The sequence below is a fragment of the Leuconostoc sp. C5 genome (assembly GCF_056530425.1).
Genome location: NZ_CP134351.1, coordinates 425,992 through 444,665 on the forward strand (window position 1 = coordinate 425,992; position 18,674 = coordinate 444,665).

Genomic DNA, 18,674 nt, shown 5'->3' on the forward strand with positions numbered 1-18,674 from the left:
TTGTCACTTAGAATTTAGGTAAGGAAGAAAGACAGGTAAAAAGAATATCATGGCTAAAACAATGGCTGTTAACGCAGGTAGTTCATCACTAAAGTTTCAATTATTAGAGATGCCTGCAGAACAAGTAATTGCACAAGGTGTTATCGAACGCATTGGTATGGACGATGCAATAGTAACGATTAAATACGGTGCAGAAATCAATGCAGAGCGCTTGGTTGGCCATTCAGAAGATGACGAACATATTACTTTGTCCAAAGACGGCAAAGGTAAGAAGTACGAAAACGTTACTGCAATTAAAAACCACCAACAGGCCATTAACTTCATGTTGCAAAAGTTAACAGATCTGGGTATTATTAAGGACTTTAATGAAATTACTGGTGTCGGACATCGTGTTGTTGCTGGTGGTGAATGGTTTAATCATTCCGTGGTGGTAACAGATGAGGTGCTGGCTAAAATTGATCGTCTTGCAGATTATGCACCACTTCATAACCCAGCCAATGCTATGGGAATTCGTGCTTTCCAAAAGCTCCTCCCTGATGCATTGTCAGTGGCGGTTTTTGATACTTCTTTCCATCAAACAATGCCTGATGAAAACTTTCTTTATGCCTTGCCATATGAATACTACACGCGTTATGGCGCCCGCAAGTATGGTGCTCATGGTACATCGCACCGATATGTTGCATCGCGTGCAGCCGAATTGCTCGGTAAAGATTTAAAAAGCTTGAAATTAATCACGCTGCATTTAGGTGCAGGTGCCTCAATTACGGCTATTAAGGATGGTAAGTCATTAGATACTTCTATGGGATTTTCTCCCTTAGCTGGTGTTGCTATGGCAACGCGTTCAGGGGATGTCGATGCTTCGCTTGTTTATTATATTCAAGAACGCGAAGGACTATCTAACGAAGAGATGTTAAATATATTGAACAAAAAGTCCGGTTTGCTTGGTATTTCGACAATTTCAAGTGATATGCGTGACTTGTTAGATGTCCAAGACACTAATGAGCATGCTGACATGGCGATTAGAATATTTATTAATCGTGTTGTTAAATATGTGGGACAGTATGTTGCTGAAATGGGAGGCGTTGATGCTATCGTATTTACAGCAGGAATTGGTGAAAACTCAGTCCCAGTTCGTAAAATGATTATTGATAAATTAAACTACTTTGGTGTGAAATTAGATGAAGAAAAAAATAATGTTCGCGGCAAAGAAGTTGAAATATCTACGAATGACTCCAAGGTAAAAGCCTTGTTGATCCCAACCAATGAAGAACTAATGATTGCTAGAGATGTTGAATCTTTGAAAGCATAGTTAGATGTAGAGTATGTGGACGGCTAGTGGACAACACTAGCCGCTTTATTACGCTGTAAGAGGTGAGATGAGATATGCAGTCTAGAAAAGAAAGACATCAGCATGAGATCAAAAATGCTGAGGCGATTGAGAAAGGCCTCGATCCATTTGCTGATACAATGAATAGTGGGAATAAGGGTGGTAGCCCTAGAAAAAAACGTAAAAAGCCTAATCGTCTGATATTACTTTTGTTACTTTTAGTTATAGTGATAGGTCTGTTTTTCGGATTAAAAGTGTTATTGACAGATAATACAGCTGCATTAGATCCGAATGACACAACGTTTAAAACTGTGAAAATACCATCCGGATCTACACCCTCTCAGATGGCAAAAGCATTGCAAAAACAAAAAGTTATTAAAAGTTCTGAGGCCTTTTACAAATATTCATTAAAGCACGGTGCTGAAGATCTCCAAGCAGGAACTTATAAAATATCACCTTCTCAAACTGTTCAATTGATTTTTAAACAGTTGACGATGGGGCCTAATGCCGGCCCACAATTGGGCAAAGGATATGTTTTGGTAGCAACAGGTCAAGATCAGGCGGCTATTGCCAAAAACGTTGCCAGTGAGACTAAATTGTCACAAGATAAAGTGAATAAGGCATTTGGTGATAAATCTATTATTTCTAAGATGAAATCAAAGTATCCGGATTTATTGAAAAATATGTCTTCTAAGAGTAACTTGGCCGATTACGTTTACCCAGCAGCATACGATTTAAATAAAGTGACAGATGCTACTGATTTAATGACGAAATTGTTGGCAACTTCAGATAAACAACTAAAGTCGTATTATAAAGACTTGAACAAAGATGGTATAAATAAGCCTGCTGTTATAACATTGATGGCTACTTCGGGTAAAAGCGAATTTGAACATCGTTTGGCTTTTGTCAACAAAATTGCGCCATATGCTCAGACACTCAGTAAGAAATATGGTATCTTAGCATCAATATCGATAGCTCAAGCGGCACATGAATCAAACTGGGATAACTCAAAGCTATCATCTAAATACAATAACTATTTTGGTGTTAAAACTCAGGATGAGACAGCAGGAAAATCAGTTGTTTTGGAAACGACTGAGTATGTTGATGGGAAACCTGAGACACAAAAAGCACGTTTTGCTGTGTATAGTGATTGGAAAGATAGCATGAAAGAACATGCTGAGACATTAGTGAATGGTAATACTTGGAATCCTAATCAGTTCCAAGATGTATTGGATGCAAAAAACTACAAGGAAGCCGCTAAAGCTCTGTATAAGGATTCATATGCAACCGATGTTAATTATCCAAAATTGATTATAAATTTGATTGAGACATGGAATTTACAACGTTTTGATAAATAAAAAATGTACCCGATCATCTAGACATTTTAGATGATCGGTTTTTAATATACGATATAACTGAATATGTTTTCAATTTTTATTTCTTATTTAATTTTAATATTTTAAAAAAATGATGTAAATTTACAAAAATTATCGTGTAAATGATTGTATTGTACTTAATAAAAGTAAGTGCACACCAATAGTAATAAAGATTATCAGTAATTTTATAACGTAAACTTTTTCATGATTTTTATTCAAAATTTTTAATAAATTAACAAGTATTTGAAAACGTTTACAGAAATTGTAAAAAAAGACTTGTGTAAACGGTTTCACTAATGTAAAATAAACAGTGTTAAAAAATGATGTGTTGCAGAACATCATATGAAAAAGGAGCAATATTTAGCATGAGTTTAGCAATTTTACTGGCCCTAGTGCCGGCACTAGCTTGGGGTTCCGTTGGAATCGTCAACACAAAAATGGGGGGAACAGCAGGGCAACAGACCTTAGGTATGACTTTTGGTGCTTTGATATTTGGCCTAGCAACAATGTTTTTCTTTGTCATGCCACGCCACATCGAATTAAGCAGTCATATTTGGGTTGTCGGTATTGTTTCTGGATTGGTTTGGGCAGTTGGAACAGCAGGACAGTTTTTGGCTATCAAGGATTTGGGCGTTTCGCTTGCTATTCCATTGTCAACAGCCGGTCAAATTGTAGCAAATGCTTTAATGGCTGCTGCTGTCTTAGGCGAATGGAAGACTGCTAAAATGTGGGCAATTGGTGTGATTTCAATCATTACGGTTGTTATCGGTGCAACTTTAATTTCAGCACGTGATAAAGCAAAAAACAGCGCAGGAATTGAAGCACAAGAGCAAAAAAAGGACTGGACTAAAGGGCTTATCTACCTGATTGTTTCAACCATCGGATTCATGTTCTATTTTGTTTTACCAAACTTCTTAAACAAAGTTGGTTACATCTCTGATGCCATTAAAGCACGTGGTAATGGTGTCGATTATATGACCGCCATTGTTGGACCACAAGCTATCGGTCAAGTTATTGGTGCCTTTCTAATTGTTGCCTTCGTTTTGAAAGAATCAAGTATCATGTTTAAGTTACCAACTTGGCGTAACATTGTAACAGGTTTAGTTTGGGCTGCTGGTAATATTTTCATGTTCATCTCAGCTGCCAATCCTGATGTTGGTCAAACTATCGCGACAACATTCTCACAATTAGGTATTATTGTTGGTACTTTTGGTGGTATCTATATATTAGGAGAGAAGAAGTCAAGTTATCAGATGAAGTTAATTGTGATCGGTACAATATTAGTTGTTATTGGCGCAATTATCATCGGCAATATTTATACTTTCGCATAATATAAAACGTCTGAACCATTGTTCAGACGTTTTTTAATGCAATAAAAAAGCACCTAGGCAGGTGCTTTTTGAATACTGAACTTATTTAGTTACGTTAATAATTTCAACGTCAATGCTAATACCATTTGGCAATGGAACAGCAACGGTTTCTCCGACCTTTTTACCAATTAAGGCATTAGCCATTGGAGACTCGTTAGAAATTTTTCCTGCCAAAGGATCAGCTTCTACAGAACCAACGATAGCATATGTTTCAGGTTCTTCATTTGGTAATTCTTTGAATGTCACCGTCTTACCTAATGAAACTTCGTCCTTAGCTGTTGCATTAGAATCAATGATTTCAGCATTATCAATCATATTTTTTAATGTTTGAATGCGTCCTTCAACAAAGGCTTGTTCATCTTTAGCTGATTGATATTCCGAGTTTTCTGATAAGTCACCGTATGATCTTGCAATCTGAATACGTTTTGTAATTTCTGGTCGTTGATTAGCAATAAGATCTTCCAACTCAAGTTGAAGCTTGTCACGGCCTTCAGCAGTCATTGGATATGTTTTTTCTTCAGACATAAGTGTTTCCTTTCAATTTGCGCTTTTTTCCGCAAAATATAACGGAAAAAGCATATCATGTGTGGATTTTTTTTGCAATAGATTTTCGATTAATTATTAATAATAGCAATAAGGCGAGTAAGCTAATTATTACACCGTAATAGAAAAGAGGTGGTGTATATACAAAGGATATTTTATGAAGGCCAGGTTTTGTTTTTACTGCTATAAAATAATTAGCTACTTTGGTCGTTTTGACTGTTTTACCATCAACCTTAACTTGCCAGCCTGGAATTGACGGAATAGTTGTCATAACGAGTGGCTTTTTTGTCGTTGTTTTGATAGTGCCTTCAATGCGTCGCTGCGAGCGTTTGCTTATCTTTAGACCATTCTGTTTCAAATTAGTCGAATCATTGGCTATTCGCTCATTATCGATGTGATACAGAGTCACATTTGTCAGCGCTAGTGTTTGGGTATCTTTAAGCCTAAACGTGATAGTTTGCAGTTTATCTTTGGCATTTGTGGCCAAATTAACAACAACAGTGTGTCGGTAAGTATTGAATTGTGTAATTACCTTGCCGTTAATTAATAAATCAAAATTTTTAATGTCTAATCCGCTGCCGATCGTCAGATAATAACTATCATTATTTGTGGGCGTAAATTGTAAGTCAAGACTTGCAGGTTTTGCAGCATTTTGTCGAGTGATAATTGAACCAGTAATCATACTTGGTGCAGTAAGATTATGTCCGATGGACTTCTGGAAGTTATCTACATGAACAGTTGAGGTTGTTGAGCCTGTTATACCTTGCCAAAGATTACCTTGATTTTGGAGTGGATTATTGAAAAGCATTTTCGTATTCAATGCACCAGAGCTAGCTGCAAATGCGAGTGGCAAAGCATTTTTATTTTGATAAACATTTGTGGTTTTGGTAGTGGCCTTAAGGTTGTATTTTTTGCTATCAGGACGAAAACCAATTAGATGTTGGCTAGGCTGGCCAGCGTCTCCATTATCTTTGCCATTTGCCGTGATAAAATACTTCATCCCCAAAAAGGCATCGGATAATACGCTACCATTACTATAAACAACGTAATTATCACCATCTGGTTGACCAAAATTACCAAAGAAAGTTGGTGTTGCCTTTGGTAAAGCAGAACTAAAATGAGCACCACCATAATAGTTAAGCATCATTGAGTCGCCACGTGTGCGCTGGAATGTTTGTGCCACGCGGTACCATGAATGATCTTTTTCAATTTTTTGTTTTGCGTCGGTAAGGGCGTGAATGGCATTCTGATATTCGGTGTTTGTAAGATATGAAAAATGATTCAGTGTTAATGCTACATTGGCGCCAAGGGAAACGATGGTGATTAGACTAAGTATCGGCAACCAAATACGATCGTGATTTTTAAAAGTAAATTGGGCTAGCGTTAATAAAGCTAATCCAATAAAAATGGCAATGCTATTACTGTCTGTGTAGCTTGTCTTTTGATCATTTATAAACGCATATACCGCGACGCCTACTAAAGAGACAAATAGCAAAATAAGTGTTATTTTTTGAGGTCGCCAAGTCGGCTGCCAACTCATTGCAGCTAAGTATATAACAAAAAAACTAATTAGGAAACTAAACCGGTAAGGATACCAAACCGGATATTGAAAACCATGAAAAAGTAAGGTTAAGGGCGCCCATGTTGTTGCCAAGATGAGAAAACTCAAAATAGCAAACGCACCAACTTTGACACGCCAATGTATGACACGAGTGGTAATAAAGGTAACCAATGTGATTAAAATAAACGCGCTAACATAAAAATTGGCTTGACCACTCTGCATCTGGTCAAAATCAAAGCTGCCCGGAATTAACTTGAGAAATAGATGCAAAGGATTGTTATCAAATTTGAAAGAAAATTCGGAATTATATTGTGATTTACCAAGCGTCAATTGGAAGTAGGTGGGCAAAATAAGCCACGCGGATAATGCGCCACCAATAATAGAACCAAGAGCAAAGTGCCATAAAATAGTTAGACGATGTTTAACATTAGGCCATGTGAGGCGCCACAAAAAATAAAGAACAATAAAGATGGCTACCATGAAGCCAATATAATAGTTCGTGATGATAGTAATAGCAAGTAAGACGCTATAACGCCACCATGTTTGACGGTAGAATACTTGTTCAAGCTGATAAATTACAAGTGGCAGCATGACAGCTGTATCAAGCCATAGTAGGTTGAGATTATTAGCGACAAACCAACCTGATAGAGCAAAGTTGATGGCAAAGAGGGTAATATAGTAGCCATGTTGTAAATGCAATTTTTTTAAAAGGTAACCCATTGAGAGACCAGCTGCACTAATCTTTAAACAGATAACCAATAGAATCGCAGCAGGTAAATTAGCGTTTGATACAAAAAGAAAAATGAAGTTAAATGGGCTCATCAAATAGTAGGCCCATTCACCTAACATATCTCCACCTAATGCGTTTGAAAATGAATAGAAGAAACTGGATGGGTGTTGTAAAATAGTGTATTTGAATGCTGCAAATTGATCAATGTATTGTTGACCAAGATCAACAGTCAGGATAGAGTTGGAACCAAAGGGTGCCATTTTTCGATAAGCAAAATATCCGATTAGAACAAGAAAAGGAATCCAGAAACTGAGTGCAAGCGGTGAAATTGTGTATTTTTTAATTTTACTTTTCATAAGTATTAGCATACCAAATTTTATTTAAATTGAGAAAAATTAAAACCAGAATCTTCTTCCGTATTAGAAAATTCTGGCCAAGTTGTTGTTATTTAGTTGAAGAAATCGCAACAGATTCTGCAATATGTTGTTCGGGATTTAATAATAGCTGTGCAATAAATTCTGCGACGCTTGTTCTAGTGATTGGGCCACCAATAATTTTTTCGTGAGGATCAGTTTGGACATTCACTTGTTGCATTTTATTATCATCTGTTAATTCATTGGGTCGGATGATTGTATAGTCCAATTGGGACTCTTCGATGCGCTTAGCTGCAGCAGCTTGATCGCCCATGTAGGTGTTTTCATTGTCTGGGGTGCCCAAAATATTACGCCAAATGTCAGCAGTTTCGGTAGCTATCTCATTGTAAATACCGATTGTTGCGACCCAAATTAAGCGCTTAACGCCAGCAGTGTGCATTGCGTTAACTAAGGCATTAGCGGCGTTTTTTTGTCGACCTTCTGCACCAATATTTGCATAAACAATATCAATGTCTTTTAGCGCACGAACCAAGTTTTCTTCCTTGGTAGCATCAAGTGATTTGATTGACTTTTCAGGGCGAGCATGAAGAGAAGTTAATGTAATTTTTGTATCGGTATTTGCCAGTATGTCAACCACAATTTTAGCAATTTGACCGTTGGCACCGAGGATTAAAATGTTTTTTGTCATGTCTTCATTTTAGCACGATTGTTTGTGTTGCGGTAGAATATACTTAGAAAGGGTATAGAAATAAACGTGGTGATAATTATTAGCTTTTAGACACGGTTAACTATACATAAAACATGAGGTTTATATGAGTTTAACTTATCAAAAATTACTAGTAGCTGTACCTTTGATTTTGCGTGGCGGTAACGTACCGACGATTGTGGGAGAAGCTGGAATTGGAAAATCTGCCCTTGTTGCTGAAATAGCTAAAAAATTGGGTGCAAAACTTTTTACAACAGTAGTTTCATTATCTGAAAAAGGAGATTTAGCAATTCCAATTCCACCTTTGAATGAGACATCATTCTTGCAAACTAAAAATTATGGTCGATTGGCTGATATCAAATTTGGTTATACACACACTTTGATACAGATTATAGAACAAGCTGAAGTCGAACCGGACCGAACAATTATCTGGTTTTTAGATGAATTCAACCGAGGATCACAAGCAGTACAAGGTGAACTAATGAATCTTGTTTTACAGCGACAGATTAATGATCTGGTATTGCCTGATAATGTTAAACTCATTCTCGCAGAAAATCCTGATGATTCAATGCAAGGGTTTGAGAATGCCGAATATGCGGTTCAAACATCTGATGCAGCGATTAAAGATCGAACCACTCGACTTGTCATGACTGTTTCAGTTCGTGATTGGTTGCAGTGGGCCGCATCTGGAAAAAAGCGGCCGCACATACACGACTTGGTCCGCCAATTTATTGCCGAAAATGCCGAATTATTGTACCCAAAAAATCGAGATATTGACTTGAACCCTACCCCGCGTGCGTGGCAGCGCGTATCTGATAATTTATTCCAGCTGCAAAAACTAACCAATGAGCAGCAGGATGAACTGTTATTTGATATCGTGGCAGGAGATCTTGGGGACAATTGTGCCACACAATTTGTGACTTTTGTCCAAGAAAAAACAACTAGTCTAACAGCTGAAGACGTCTTTGATTCATTACCAAGTGGTCCAAAATTACCACAGACAATACGTGAAAAATTTGAGAGCTTTTCAGAAATTCAAAAGCTGAACGTGATGAAAACCTTATTATTAACGGCAGATATGAGACTAGACAATAATGCTGGCCGTTTCAGTGAGTTACTCAATTTGATTGCTCCCGATGGACAGTATGCACTGGTAAAACAAATGACGAGCGCGCCAATTTTGGATGATTTATATGCTTCTGATAATCATTATGCCAACGTGTTATATCAACAGATTATGGATATTGCTACACGATGAAATCAGAGAATGACAATCTAATTATTGATGGTATTAAAACATTGCTCGATGTATCGCCCCTCTACGGCAATATTGTGATGAACTTAGTCCGAGAGGTGAACCCACAGGCTGCTAATCCATTAGCGTTAAAATGGCAAGGACACCACTGGTACTTACTGGTTAACCCTAATTTATTAACGGCTCGTTTTACATCACACAACCAGGTTGCTGCTGCGTTAGCTCATGAGGCTTTGCATGTTATTTGGCAGCATCCGACTCGTTATGCGAAAGAACGAGAACATAATCAAATGGTTGATATAGGTACTGACTTAGCGGTCAACCAATACTTACCAAGAGATTTGGGTGAACTACCTGGTGCAATATCGTTTCAAACTATTAATGAACTCTATCACATTAATTTACCACACAATCAAGATTCATCGACCTATATTTCTTTATTGTCAGAAGTTGATCAAAAAAATTCACGGGCAAAAAAGAAGGCTATGCCAAAACATACGGAATGGCAGAGCGCGAGTAATTCAATAGAAGAAGCTGAGTCTGCACTTAAAAATGTGATAAAAAAAGCCAATGACGATACGAAATACGCTGGGCGTGGTAATGTATCGGGTGCGGTTTTGCAACAAATTAGCGAGGTTGTCGTACCAAAACGTAACTGGAAAAGTATTTTGCGATCTGGTATCAGTCAAGCACCAAATAAAAAGAAAGATTCACGAGCTAGGTTTAATCGCCGACAGGCTTATCGACTTGATCTACCAGGAGAAATTAGTCGTTATGATACGGAAATTGCTGTTTTTATTGATAATTCTGCATCAATATCTAATTCACAGGCAAGTGAGTTTTTAGCCAACGCAATGCAGATAACAAAACAATTTGATATTAACGTGCATTTCTTTTCGTTTGATACGAAGGTGCATCAAATTAAAAATATAAAAACTTGGCAGCGCCATGCCGGTGGTGGGACAACTTTCCAAAGCATATTTGATGCATTGCCCGCTTTAAAATTTTCCCCTTTGCAAACACTGGTAGTTATTTTTACGGACGGCGATGGCGAAAAAGAGTTGATTCAAACCAAATTTAAACATGTGTATTGGTTACTACCAGAGGGGCAAACATTAAGCATACCATCACCATTTGGAAAGGTTATTACGCTATGAAATTAAAACCTCGAGATCTTAAGAGTTTTATTGATAAAGACATACGCTACAAGCGGGCAGAAGCATTACTGATTGGGCAGTGGGAATCATTGCTATTAAGTGAGCCGTGGGACATGCCGATGATTACACGAGCCGATGTTTCTTTTGCGAAAACATTAAGCGAAGCAAATGTTGTTAAAACAGATGTTGATTTGTCGACGTTTAAGGGTGTACAGAAATTTATAAGCCACAACAACAGTCGACTATCACCAGACGTTGTTAAACTATTAAAGGAGCCATTTTTATGAAAATAAACTTAGTATTAGCACCAGAGCAGCCAGTTTCGGAACTGTTAACATTACAAAGTGCTCAACCGCAAAATGTATTTTATTTAGGAAAAATCTCTCAACTGGCGGGGACAAATTTACTCATCATTGATGCTCAGAATGTCGTTGCAAAATTTGCCCGTCCTATTGGATTTGAGAGTCGAGCAGTTATCGGACAATTTAAGGGGAATGTTATCCATCAAATTGCTTTTCAGGCTAAAGATAACAATGATGAATTGATTGCAAAGTTATTAACTGGGAATGCCATTATGGCTCAAAATGACAATGGTAAGTCAGAGTACATGATTTGGTCATTCTGGTCTACTCACGATGAATTGGCACGTTTTCTAGCTAGTGAAATCTATCAACAAATGCACGCTTTGATGAAAAATCCGTATACTACAACTTATCAGCACGTGACTGATCAATCGCAATTATCCTTGACTACCAAAATGCGTGACTTTGACAAGGAGTGGTGGGGATAAGTAATTACGAAGGCTAATTTTCACATTTTTATCGTGTAAATCCCGATATGTTCTTGACAATGTTTTTACTGGCCTGTATGATATTAGATATTAAGAAATTAGGAGGCAACACATCATGCAAAACATGAATCAAAAACAAAACTCATCTCAAGCCCTCCTTCTCCTCCTCATGCTGTAGTCATGATGAGGTTTTTCGCACTCATGACTAACTGGAATCAGTGTTCATGGGTGTTGAAGTGATGAGTATAACTGCTGTCATTATTAACGATTAGTAACCCATGAATTTTGGTATTCATGGGTTTTTTGTTTGCGAAAAGAAGGAATTGAGAGAATAAATTGGAGAAGAAAGAATGAAAAAAATTGTAATTGTCGGCGCTGCGTTTATTGTTGCTATTGGTGGTATTGTTGCATTTGGGGTAGTCAATAAGTCTAGCAAAGCATCAACATCAAATGTGATCAAAATTGGGGGTGTTTTTGATACATCTGGTGACGCTTCCTCATATGGAAAAGCTGAGCAAGATGGTGCTAACTTTGCTATAAAGCAAATTAATGCTAATGGTGGTGTTAAAGTTAACGGAAAAAGCTATAAGTTTAAAATCATTAACAAAGATGCTAAGACGGACAATACTGAAACTGCTTCGGTAACAAGTAGTTTGATTAACAAAGAAAAAGTCAGTGCTATCGTTGGTCCCGTGATTACCTCTGGTGTTCAAGCAGCAGTGCCAGTGGCAACTCAGGGTAAGACGCCGATGATTTCACCAACTGCTGGTGCAGACAACATTACTTTGCAAAAGAATGGGAATGTTCAACCTTACGTATTCCGCGCACAATACAAAAATTCTTTTATGGGTACAAAGATGGCACAATTTGCTACAGAGACTTTAAAAGCTAAAAATATTGTGATTTTCCAGGACAATTCTTCCGATTACGGTACTGGTATCACATCTGCATTTAAAAAAGCCTTTAAGGGTAACGTCGTAGATGTTGAATCTTATCAAGAAGGGACGAAAGACTTTCAAGCAGTTTTGACAAAAATTAAGGATAAAAAGTTTGACGCAATTGCAATCAATGGCTATTACACTGAGGGTGGCGCAATTTTGAAGCAAATGCGTGATATGGGGATTGATGTGCCGGTTATTGGACCAGATGGCATTGGTGATCCTAAAACGGCTGAAATTGCAGGAAATAAAAATACAAGCAATGTTTATTACGCGGCACATTTCTCAGTTGATGCACCAGCTACTAAGGTTTCAGCACCATTCGCCAAAGCTTATAAAAAGGCTTACGGCAAGTATCCATCACAATTTACAGCTTTAGCTTATGATTCAGTTCGCATGATAAAAGCAGCTATTGAAAATGAAAATTCAACTAGCAAATCGGCAATTACTAAGGGATTGGCTAACTTGAAAAATTTTGATGGTGTAACTGGTAAGATGTCAATTGACAAAGACCACAATCCTGTCAAATCAATGGTTATGGTCGGTATGACTGATGGTAAAGAGTCATCTGCCGTAGTTGTTAAGTGAACACGTTTTCTAAGAAACGTATGAAACTAATGCGTTTGATAATATTTTGAGGTTAAAATGACTACTTTCATTCAGCAATTAATCAATGGTCTTATGCTAGGCAGTGTCTATGCGCTACTAGCTTTAGGCTATACAATGGTCTACGGTATTATTAAATTAATCAATTTTGCACATGGTGATATATACATGCTCGGTGCGTATTTTGGCTATTTTTTCATCAAGGTTTTACATTTGAATTTCTTTATAGCGTTAATTCTCGCAATGGCAGTAAGCGCCATTATTGGTGTGGTCATTGAGTATATTGCCTATCGACCATTGCGTCATTCTCCAAGAATTGCGGTTCTTATCTCCGCTTTAGGCATCTCTTTTTTACTAGAAAATGGCATGACTTATTTATATGGGTCAGATCAACGTTCATTTCCACAGGCGATTAAGACAGTACAATACCACTTTTATGGTATACAAGTTTCAAATATTCAGTTGATTATTGCTGTAACTTCAATAGTTTTGATGCTGTTATTAACTTACATTGTTAAAAATACAAAAATGGGTCGTGCGATGCGGGCAGTATCCGCAGATCCAGATGCAGCGTCATTAATGGGCATCAACATCAATCACACAATTTCATTTACATTTGCAATTGGGTCAGCATTGGCGGCGGCTGGTGGCGTTTTGATTGGATTATATTATAACAGTATTGACCCATTGATGGGTATGACTCCTGGGTTGAAAGCTTTTGTTGCCGCGGTTTTGGGCGGTATAGGCATTATTCCAGGGGCAGCAGTAGGTGGTTGGCTAATCGGTATATTGGAAACAATGGTTCAAGCGACAGCTTTTTCAGATTACAAAGATGCGATTGTGTATGCAATGTTGATTGTCATATTGCTTATTAAACCGACTGGTATTTTAGGGAAAAACAAGCGGGAGAAAGTTTGATGGATCAAGCGCATATTAAATACACGTTATCATGGGCATCTTTGGCTGCAATGGGGTTCATATTGATATTCGTAGCTCAAATGGTTGGCCTTATTGGTCATTATGGCATCACAACGATTGTACTTATCGGCATTAATATCATTGCTGCACTGGGACTTAATCTAGTGGTTGGTATTTCAGGGCAGTTTTCGTTAGGGCACGCTGGATTTATGGCTATCGGTGCTTACGCGACAGCATTAGTTATGGAAGTTGTTCCTGGTATCATTGGCTTTATTTTGGGAATGGCTGCAGGCATCGTAGTCAGTGGCGTAATTGCCTTAATTGTTGGTATTCCAACTTTGCGTTTACGTGGTGATTATTTGGCTATTGCAACATTAGGGTTTGCTGAAATTATTAGAATTGTCATTATGAACTTGAAAATAACTAACGGACCAGCTGGTATTTTTGGCATCGCACCTTTTGTGAGTTGGCAATTAGTTTATATACTAGCAGTTATAACATTGATTATTGTGGTCAACTTTGTTCGTAGTATGCCTGGGCGAGCCATTATTGCCGTTCGTGATAATGAAATTGCTGCCGAATCCTTAGGAATTAATACAACTAAGTATAAGGTAATTGCTTTTGTGACAGGGGCATTATTTGCTGCTATGGCTGGTAGCTTACGTGCAAGTTTCATCCAATCTATTGCGCCTAAAGACTATGCTTTTATGCAAAGTATTATGATCTTAATTATTATTGTGATAGGTGGGATTGGCTCAATGAGTGGGACAGTTGTGACAGCAATTGCGTTAGGTGTGTTAGACACAATGTTACAAAATTTTGGTTCCTTGCGTATGGTCATCTACGCTGTTATTTTAATTGCTGTGATGCTGGTTAGACCTCAAGGTATTTTTGGTAGTCGAGAACTATCATTAAAGAAATGGTTATTTGATGAAGGAGACGGACATGGCTCAGACAATACTGAAAACGCGTGATTTAAGTATCCGTTTTGGAGGTGTAACTGCTGTTGATGGTGTTAATATTGAAGCTGCCGAAAATGAGTTAATTGGTTTAATTGGGCCAAATGGTGCGGGTAAAACCACATTATTTAATTTACTAACAGGTGTATATTCACCTAGTGAGGGAGAAGTACTCCTATTTGATGGTCAGCAGTTAGCTAATGTCAATCGTCAATCTCCTGCAAAACGTGCTCGATTAGGCGTTGCGCGCACTTTTCAAAATATTCGCTTGTTTGAAAGTCGAACAGTATTAGAGAATGTTATGATTGCTATGAATTCTAGTACTCAGGCACATGTATTCAGTTCATTGTTTCGTTTACCTTCATTTTATAAAAATGAAGAGCAACTAAAAAACGAAGCTCGTAAGCTGCTAAGTATTTTTGATATGCTGGAGGTACAAGATACGCTGGCAACAAACTTACCATATGGGCAACAACGACGTTTAGAAATTGTGCGGGCATTGGCCACAAAACCTAAAATCTTATTTTTAGATGAGCCAGCAGCTGGTATGAATCCACAAGAAACGGCTGATTTAACACGTTTAATTAAACAAGTTCAACAAGAATTTAAGATGACAATTATTTTAATTGAGCATGATATGAACCTTGTTATGGCTGTCAGTGAGCGATTATATGTATTAGAGTACGGTAAGTTATTAGCCAGTGGCACACCATTAGAAATACAGCAAAATGCCGATGTGATCCGTGCATATTTGGGAGAAAATAACGAATGAGTGCATTACTGACAGTTGAAAATTTAAACGTAAGTTATGGTGCCATTAAAGCGGTACAAGACGTTAACTTTGTGGTGAACAATAACGAAATCGTATCACTAATTGGTGCTAATGGCGCTGGGAAAACTACAATTTTACGTACGATTTCGGGCTTAGAAAAACCCACTAAGGGACGTATTTTATTTGAAAATCAAAACATATTGACTATGAATTCAGAGCGAATTGTCTCAAGTGGAGTTGCTCAAGTGCCAGAAGGACGTCGCGTGTTTTCTGGCATGACTGTTCAAGAAAACCTACAGTTGGGTGCTTTTACTCGAGGCAAGGGTATTAACTTGAAAGATGAATACGCACTTATTTACGATCAGTTTCCAATTTTAAAGGAAAGACGTAATCAAGATGCAGCGACTTTATCTGGTGGTGAACAACAAATGCTAGCCATGGGTCGCGCATTAATGGCAAAACCAAAATTGTTATTGTTGGATGAACCTTCCATGGGCTTGGCACCGCTATTTATTGAGAAAGTTTTTGATATTATTAAAAATGTTAATGCACAAGGAATGACAGTATTAGTAATCGAACAAAATGCGAATCAAGCGCTAAAAATTGCGGATCGAGGCTATGTTTTGGAAAGTGGAAAGATTACGATGACAGGTACGGGAGCAGAGCTACTTGCATCAGATGACGTGCGCAAAGCATACTTAGGCGGTTGATTATTCATATGGATTCAGGTACACTGAAGTAGAATTAAATAAATATCTGGGGTGCCCAAGCTGGCTGAGAGATACCCATTGAACCTGATTACGGTAATTCGTGCGAAGGAAGATTATAATAATGAACTATTCTAGTGTATAAATATGCCTATTTAGCCGTTAACTAATCTTTTCTGATAGTTAGCGGTTTTTTTATTCATTAATGTTAATTTTTAAAATTAATGAAGATATTTGTTTAAAAACACGAAGCCAAACAAAAAAGGAATTTAATCATGAATATTACAGACATTAGAACGAAATCACCTCTTGTCCTTACTTATGCAAATTTTGTTACACCACAATTTGTAGCTAATGTAGTTAATGTTGTTGGTGCCTCACCGTTAATGAGTCGCGAGCTAGCAGAATTTAAGGAATTAGCCGGAATTGCCAATGCGGTGATTATTAACACAGGGACGCTTCAAAAAGTAGAAATTAACGATATTATTAAACTTTCTCAGGAAGCATACCAATTAGGCAAGCCAGTCGTATTAGATCCGGTTGCTGTATCAGTTCCATTTAGGTCTAAAGCCATTACACAATTTTTAGCATCTGGTCATGTTGATGTTATTCGTGGTAATGCAGCCGAAATTGCTTGGTTTGCCGATATTGATTTTGCTAGTCAAGGTATTGATGCTACTGGAAAAGGTGACGTAATTGAAATTGCACAGCGTGCCGCCAAAAAAACAGGTGCAGTGATTGCGCTAAGCGGGGCTTGTGACGTTGTCAGTGATGGTCAATACACACAAACACTTGATATAAATGTTGAACAATTATCTTCTATTGTAGGTACAGGAGATGCCTTATCATCATTAATTGGTGCGTTCATTGCCGATGGGCTAAAGGTTCCTAATGTGATGAATGCAATGGCTACATTCAAACTTGCTGGACAAAAAGCCGCTACAAAAACGAATCAACCAGGTTCTTTTACAAATCAATTATTAGATGAATTATTTGTTATTGATAATATCGATGTTCAAAATTTTATTAAGGAAAGTGTGCTGAATCATGGTTAATAAAACACCCCAAGTTCTAACAATTGCTGGTATGGATAGCAGTGGTGGCGCTGGAGTTAGCGCGGATCTAAAGACGTTTGCCGCCCAAGGTGTTTATGGCGCTAATGTTATTGTTGCTCTAACAGCACAAAACACAATGGGTGTACAGCAAGTTTCGATGACTTCACCATCTATGATCCATGCCCAATTAAAATCAGTGGCTGATGACTTAAAAATAAGTGCTGTAAAAAGTGGCATGCTTGGTGATGTGCCCACAGTAGAATCAGTGTCTGAATTTTTACAACAAGCAGATTTTGGTAACTATGTATTAGATCCTGTAATGGTTGCCAAGGGAGGCGCTCACTTATTGAGTGATGAGGCCATAGTTGCTATTAAGTCTAGTTTGATACCGCTGGCAACGCTCATTACGCCTAATATGCCAGAAGCTGAAGTCTTAAGTGGGTCAAACATTACTAACCATGAAGATGTGATGCAATCAGCTTCAAAGATACAACAATTAGGAGTTGAAAACGTATTATTAAAAGGTGGACATGCCTCCGGGAAAGATGTTTATGACTATATTCTATTGGCTGATGGTAGTCATTTTTGGCTTAAAAGCTCACGGGTAGATACAATTAGAACTCACGGGACAGGGGATACAATTTCTGCGGCCATTACTGCTCGTTTAGCTTTGGGAGATGATATGAAAACGGCTATTATTCATGCAAAAGCTTATGTTGATGCTACCATTCGTGAAGGTATCGATGTTGGGCATGGGCATGGACCGCTTAATCACCAGGCAAGAATGACTGACAGGCATTTTCCAGAGGTGCTAGAAAATGTTTGATCCGAGCATATTAGTAAATTATTTTGTATTAGGAACTCAGGACACCAATGGAGAGAGACATTTTTTTGAAGTCTTAGAGGAAGCACTGCAATCGAAAATCAGTGTGTTTCAATATCGAGAAAAAGGGCAACTGGCTTTAAGTGGATCAGAGAAATTACGAGTAGCCAAAAAAGTCCGGCAACTAACAGCTGACTACCATGTACCATTGATTATTGATGATGACATTCAACTAGCACATGAAATTGATGCAGAGGGTGTTCATTTTGGGCAAAAAGATGGCGATATTATCAATAATATTCAATTAGCTGGGAATCTAGCTGTTGGGGTATCGGTGTCTGATGACAGCCAATATAAAAGAATAGAGAATATTAAAGGGATTGATTATATCGGAATTGGTCCTGTTTTTGCGACGGTAAGCAAAGCTGATGCAAATCCAGAGATTGGGGTTGAAGGTTTAAAATATTTGACAAGCAAAAGTAAATGGCCAAGTGTGGCAATCGGTGGAATATCGGAGACAAATTTGTCATCAGTTTTATCTACGGGTGTTAACGGTGCTGCTGTAATCAGTATGATTAGTCAAAGCGCAAATATAAGCGCTACCTTAAAATATTGGCGTTCATTACATTTATAAATAATGTGTTTTGCTGAAAATATCACAAACAAAATATACTTTGCGAATGAATAATGGTGTTATAGTAGGGGTG

Annotated in this window: 18 protein-coding genes and 1 riboswitch; of the genes, 15 read left to right on the forward strand and 3 right to left on the reverse strand. The window is 37.8% G+C overall.

The window, feature by feature from the left end; all coding sequences use genetic code 11:
* The first annotated feature begins 49 nt into the window (after positions 1-49).
* The 3 genes from RHP56_RS02315 to RHP56_RS02325 all read left to right on the forward strand — a co-directional run bounded on the left by RHP56_RS02315 (position 50) and on the right by RHP56_RS02325 (position 4,034).
* A complete protein-coding gene (locus RHP56_RS02315) occupies positions 50-1,309 on the forward strand; it encodes an acetate/propionate family kinase (protein WP_059441911.1) in 1,260 nt (419 codons plus the stop codon).
* Positions 1,310-1,383: 74 nt separating this feature from the next.
* The gene (locus RHP56_RS02320; protein ID WP_102753343.1) at positions 1,384-2,685 is read left to right on the forward strand and encodes a glycoside hydrolase family 73 protein; all 1,302 of its coding nucleotides are present in this window, start codon (positions 1,384-1,386) and stop codon (positions 2,683-2,685) included.
* 383 nt (positions 2,686-3,068) lie between these two features.
* Complete coding sequence (locus tag RHP56_RS02325; RefSeq protein WP_010294328.1) at positions 3,069-4,034, forward strand: GRP family sugar transporter; 966 nt, start codon at positions 3,069-3,071, stop codon at positions 4,032-4,034.
* A gap of 81 nt (positions 4,035-4,115) precedes the next feature.
* Here the strand turns inward: RHP56_RS02325 and greA are convergent, their stop codons facing one another.
* From greA to RHP56_RS02340, 3 genes are all read right to left on the reverse strand, one after another.
* Positions 4,116-4,598 (reverse strand): transcription elongation factor GreA, encoded by a 483-nt coding sequence (greA, locus tag RHP56_RS02330; protein ID WP_011679314.1) that lies wholly within the window; start codon positions 4,596-4,598, stop codon positions 4,116-4,118.
* Between the two features lie 55 nt (positions 4,599-4,653).
* Positions 4,654-7,263: a YfhO family protein gene (locus RHP56_RS02335; protein ID WP_102753102.1), complete on the reverse strand. Its 2,610-nt coding sequence runs from the start codon at positions 7,261-7,263 to the stop codon at positions 4,654-4,656.
* An 88-nt stretch (positions 7,264-7,351) separates the two neighbouring features.
* A complete protein-coding gene (locus RHP56_RS02340; RefSeq protein WP_011679316.1) occupies positions 7,352-7,969 on the reverse strand; it encodes an SDR family oxidoreductase in 618 nt (205 codons plus the stop codon).
* Between the two features lie 124 nt (positions 7,970-8,093).
* Here RHP56_RS02340 and RHP56_RS02345 point away from each other — a divergent pair, with 124 nt between their 5' ends.
* The 12 genes from RHP56_RS02345 (at position 8,094) to thiE (ending at position 18,601) form a co-directional block, all read left to right on the forward strand.
* Positions 8,094-9,245, forward strand: coding sequence for an AAA family ATPase (locus tag RHP56_RS02345; protein WP_042250822.1), 1,152 nt, complete (start codon positions 8,094-8,096; stop codon positions 9,243-9,245).
* A complete protein-coding gene (locus tag RHP56_RS02350; RefSeq protein ID WP_096638958.1) occupies positions 9,242-10,399 on the forward strand; it encodes a vWA domain-containing protein in 1,158 nt (385 codons plus the stop codon). The genes RHP56_RS02345 and RHP56_RS02350 overlap by 4 nt, the downstream gene beginning before the upstream one ends.
* Positions 10,396-10,686, forward strand: coding sequence for a hypothetical protein (locus RHP56_RS02355; RefSeq protein WP_010291654.1), 291 nt, complete (start codon positions 10,396-10,398; stop codon positions 10,684-10,686). Before RHP56_RS02350 ends, RHP56_RS02355 begins: the two co-directional genes overlap by 4 nt.
* Positions 10,683-11,189, forward strand: a complete 507-nt coding sequence (locus RHP56_RS02360) for a hypothetical protein (RefSeq protein WP_014324351.1) — start codon at positions 10,683-10,685, stop codon at positions 11,187-11,189. Before RHP56_RS02355 ends, RHP56_RS02360 begins: the two co-directional genes overlap by 4 nt.
* Before the next feature lie 350 nt (positions 11,190-11,539).
* The gene (locus tag RHP56_RS02365) at positions 11,540-12,715 is read left to right on the forward strand and encodes an ABC transporter substrate-binding protein (RefSeq protein WP_014324352.1); all 1,176 of its coding nucleotides are present in this window, start codon (positions 11,540-11,542) and stop codon (positions 12,713-12,715) included.
* A gap of 57 nt (positions 12,716-12,772) precedes the next feature.
* Positions 12,773-13,651, forward strand: a complete 879-nt coding sequence (locus tag RHP56_RS02370) for a branched-chain amino acid ABC transporter permease (RefSeq protein ID WP_011679321.1) — start codon at positions 12,773-12,775, stop codon at positions 13,649-13,651.
* The gene (locus tag RHP56_RS02375) at positions 13,651-14,625 is read left to right on the forward strand and encodes a branched-chain amino acid ABC transporter permease (protein WP_014324354.1); all 975 of its coding nucleotides are present in this window, start codon (positions 13,651-13,653) and stop codon (positions 14,623-14,625) included. The genes RHP56_RS02370 and RHP56_RS02375 overlap by 1 nt, the downstream gene beginning before the upstream one ends.
* Complete coding sequence (locus tag RHP56_RS02380) at positions 14,597-15,382, forward strand: ABC transporter ATP-binding protein (protein WP_011679323.1); 786 nt, start codon at positions 14,597-14,599, stop codon at positions 15,380-15,382. The genes RHP56_RS02375 and RHP56_RS02380 overlap by 29 nt, the downstream gene beginning before the upstream one ends.
* A complete protein-coding gene (locus tag RHP56_RS02385; RefSeq protein WP_042250808.1) occupies positions 15,379-16,092 on the forward strand; it encodes an ABC transporter ATP-binding protein in 714 nt (237 codons plus the stop codon). Before RHP56_RS02380 ends, RHP56_RS02385 begins: the two co-directional genes overlap by 4 nt.
* Before the next feature lie 37 nt (positions 16,093-16,129).
* Positions 16,130-16,220: riboswitch (TPP riboswitch) on the forward strand.
* Positions 16,221-16,364: 144 nt separating this feature from the next.
* Positions 16,365-17,144: a hydroxyethylthiazole kinase gene (gene thiM, locus RHP56_RS02390; protein WP_014324356.1), complete on the forward strand. Its 780-nt coding sequence runs from the start codon at positions 16,365-16,367 to the stop codon at positions 17,142-17,144.
* Positions 17,137-17,970, forward strand: coding sequence for a bifunctional hydroxymethylpyrimidine kinase/phosphomethylpyrimidine kinase (gene thiD / locus RHP56_RS02395; protein WP_102753104.1), 834 nt, complete (start codon positions 17,137-17,139; stop codon positions 17,968-17,970). Before thiM ends, thiD begins: the two co-directional genes overlap by 8 nt.
* Positions 17,963-18,601 carry a thiamine phosphate synthase gene (gene thiE / locus RHP56_RS02400; protein WP_102753105.1) on the forward strand — a complete coding sequence of 213 codons (639 nt, stop codon included), beginning with the start codon at positions 17,963-17,965 and terminating at the stop codon, positions 18,599-18,601. Before thiD ends, thiE begins: the two co-directional genes overlap by 8 nt.
* Positions 18,602-18,674 lie beyond the last annotated feature (73 nt).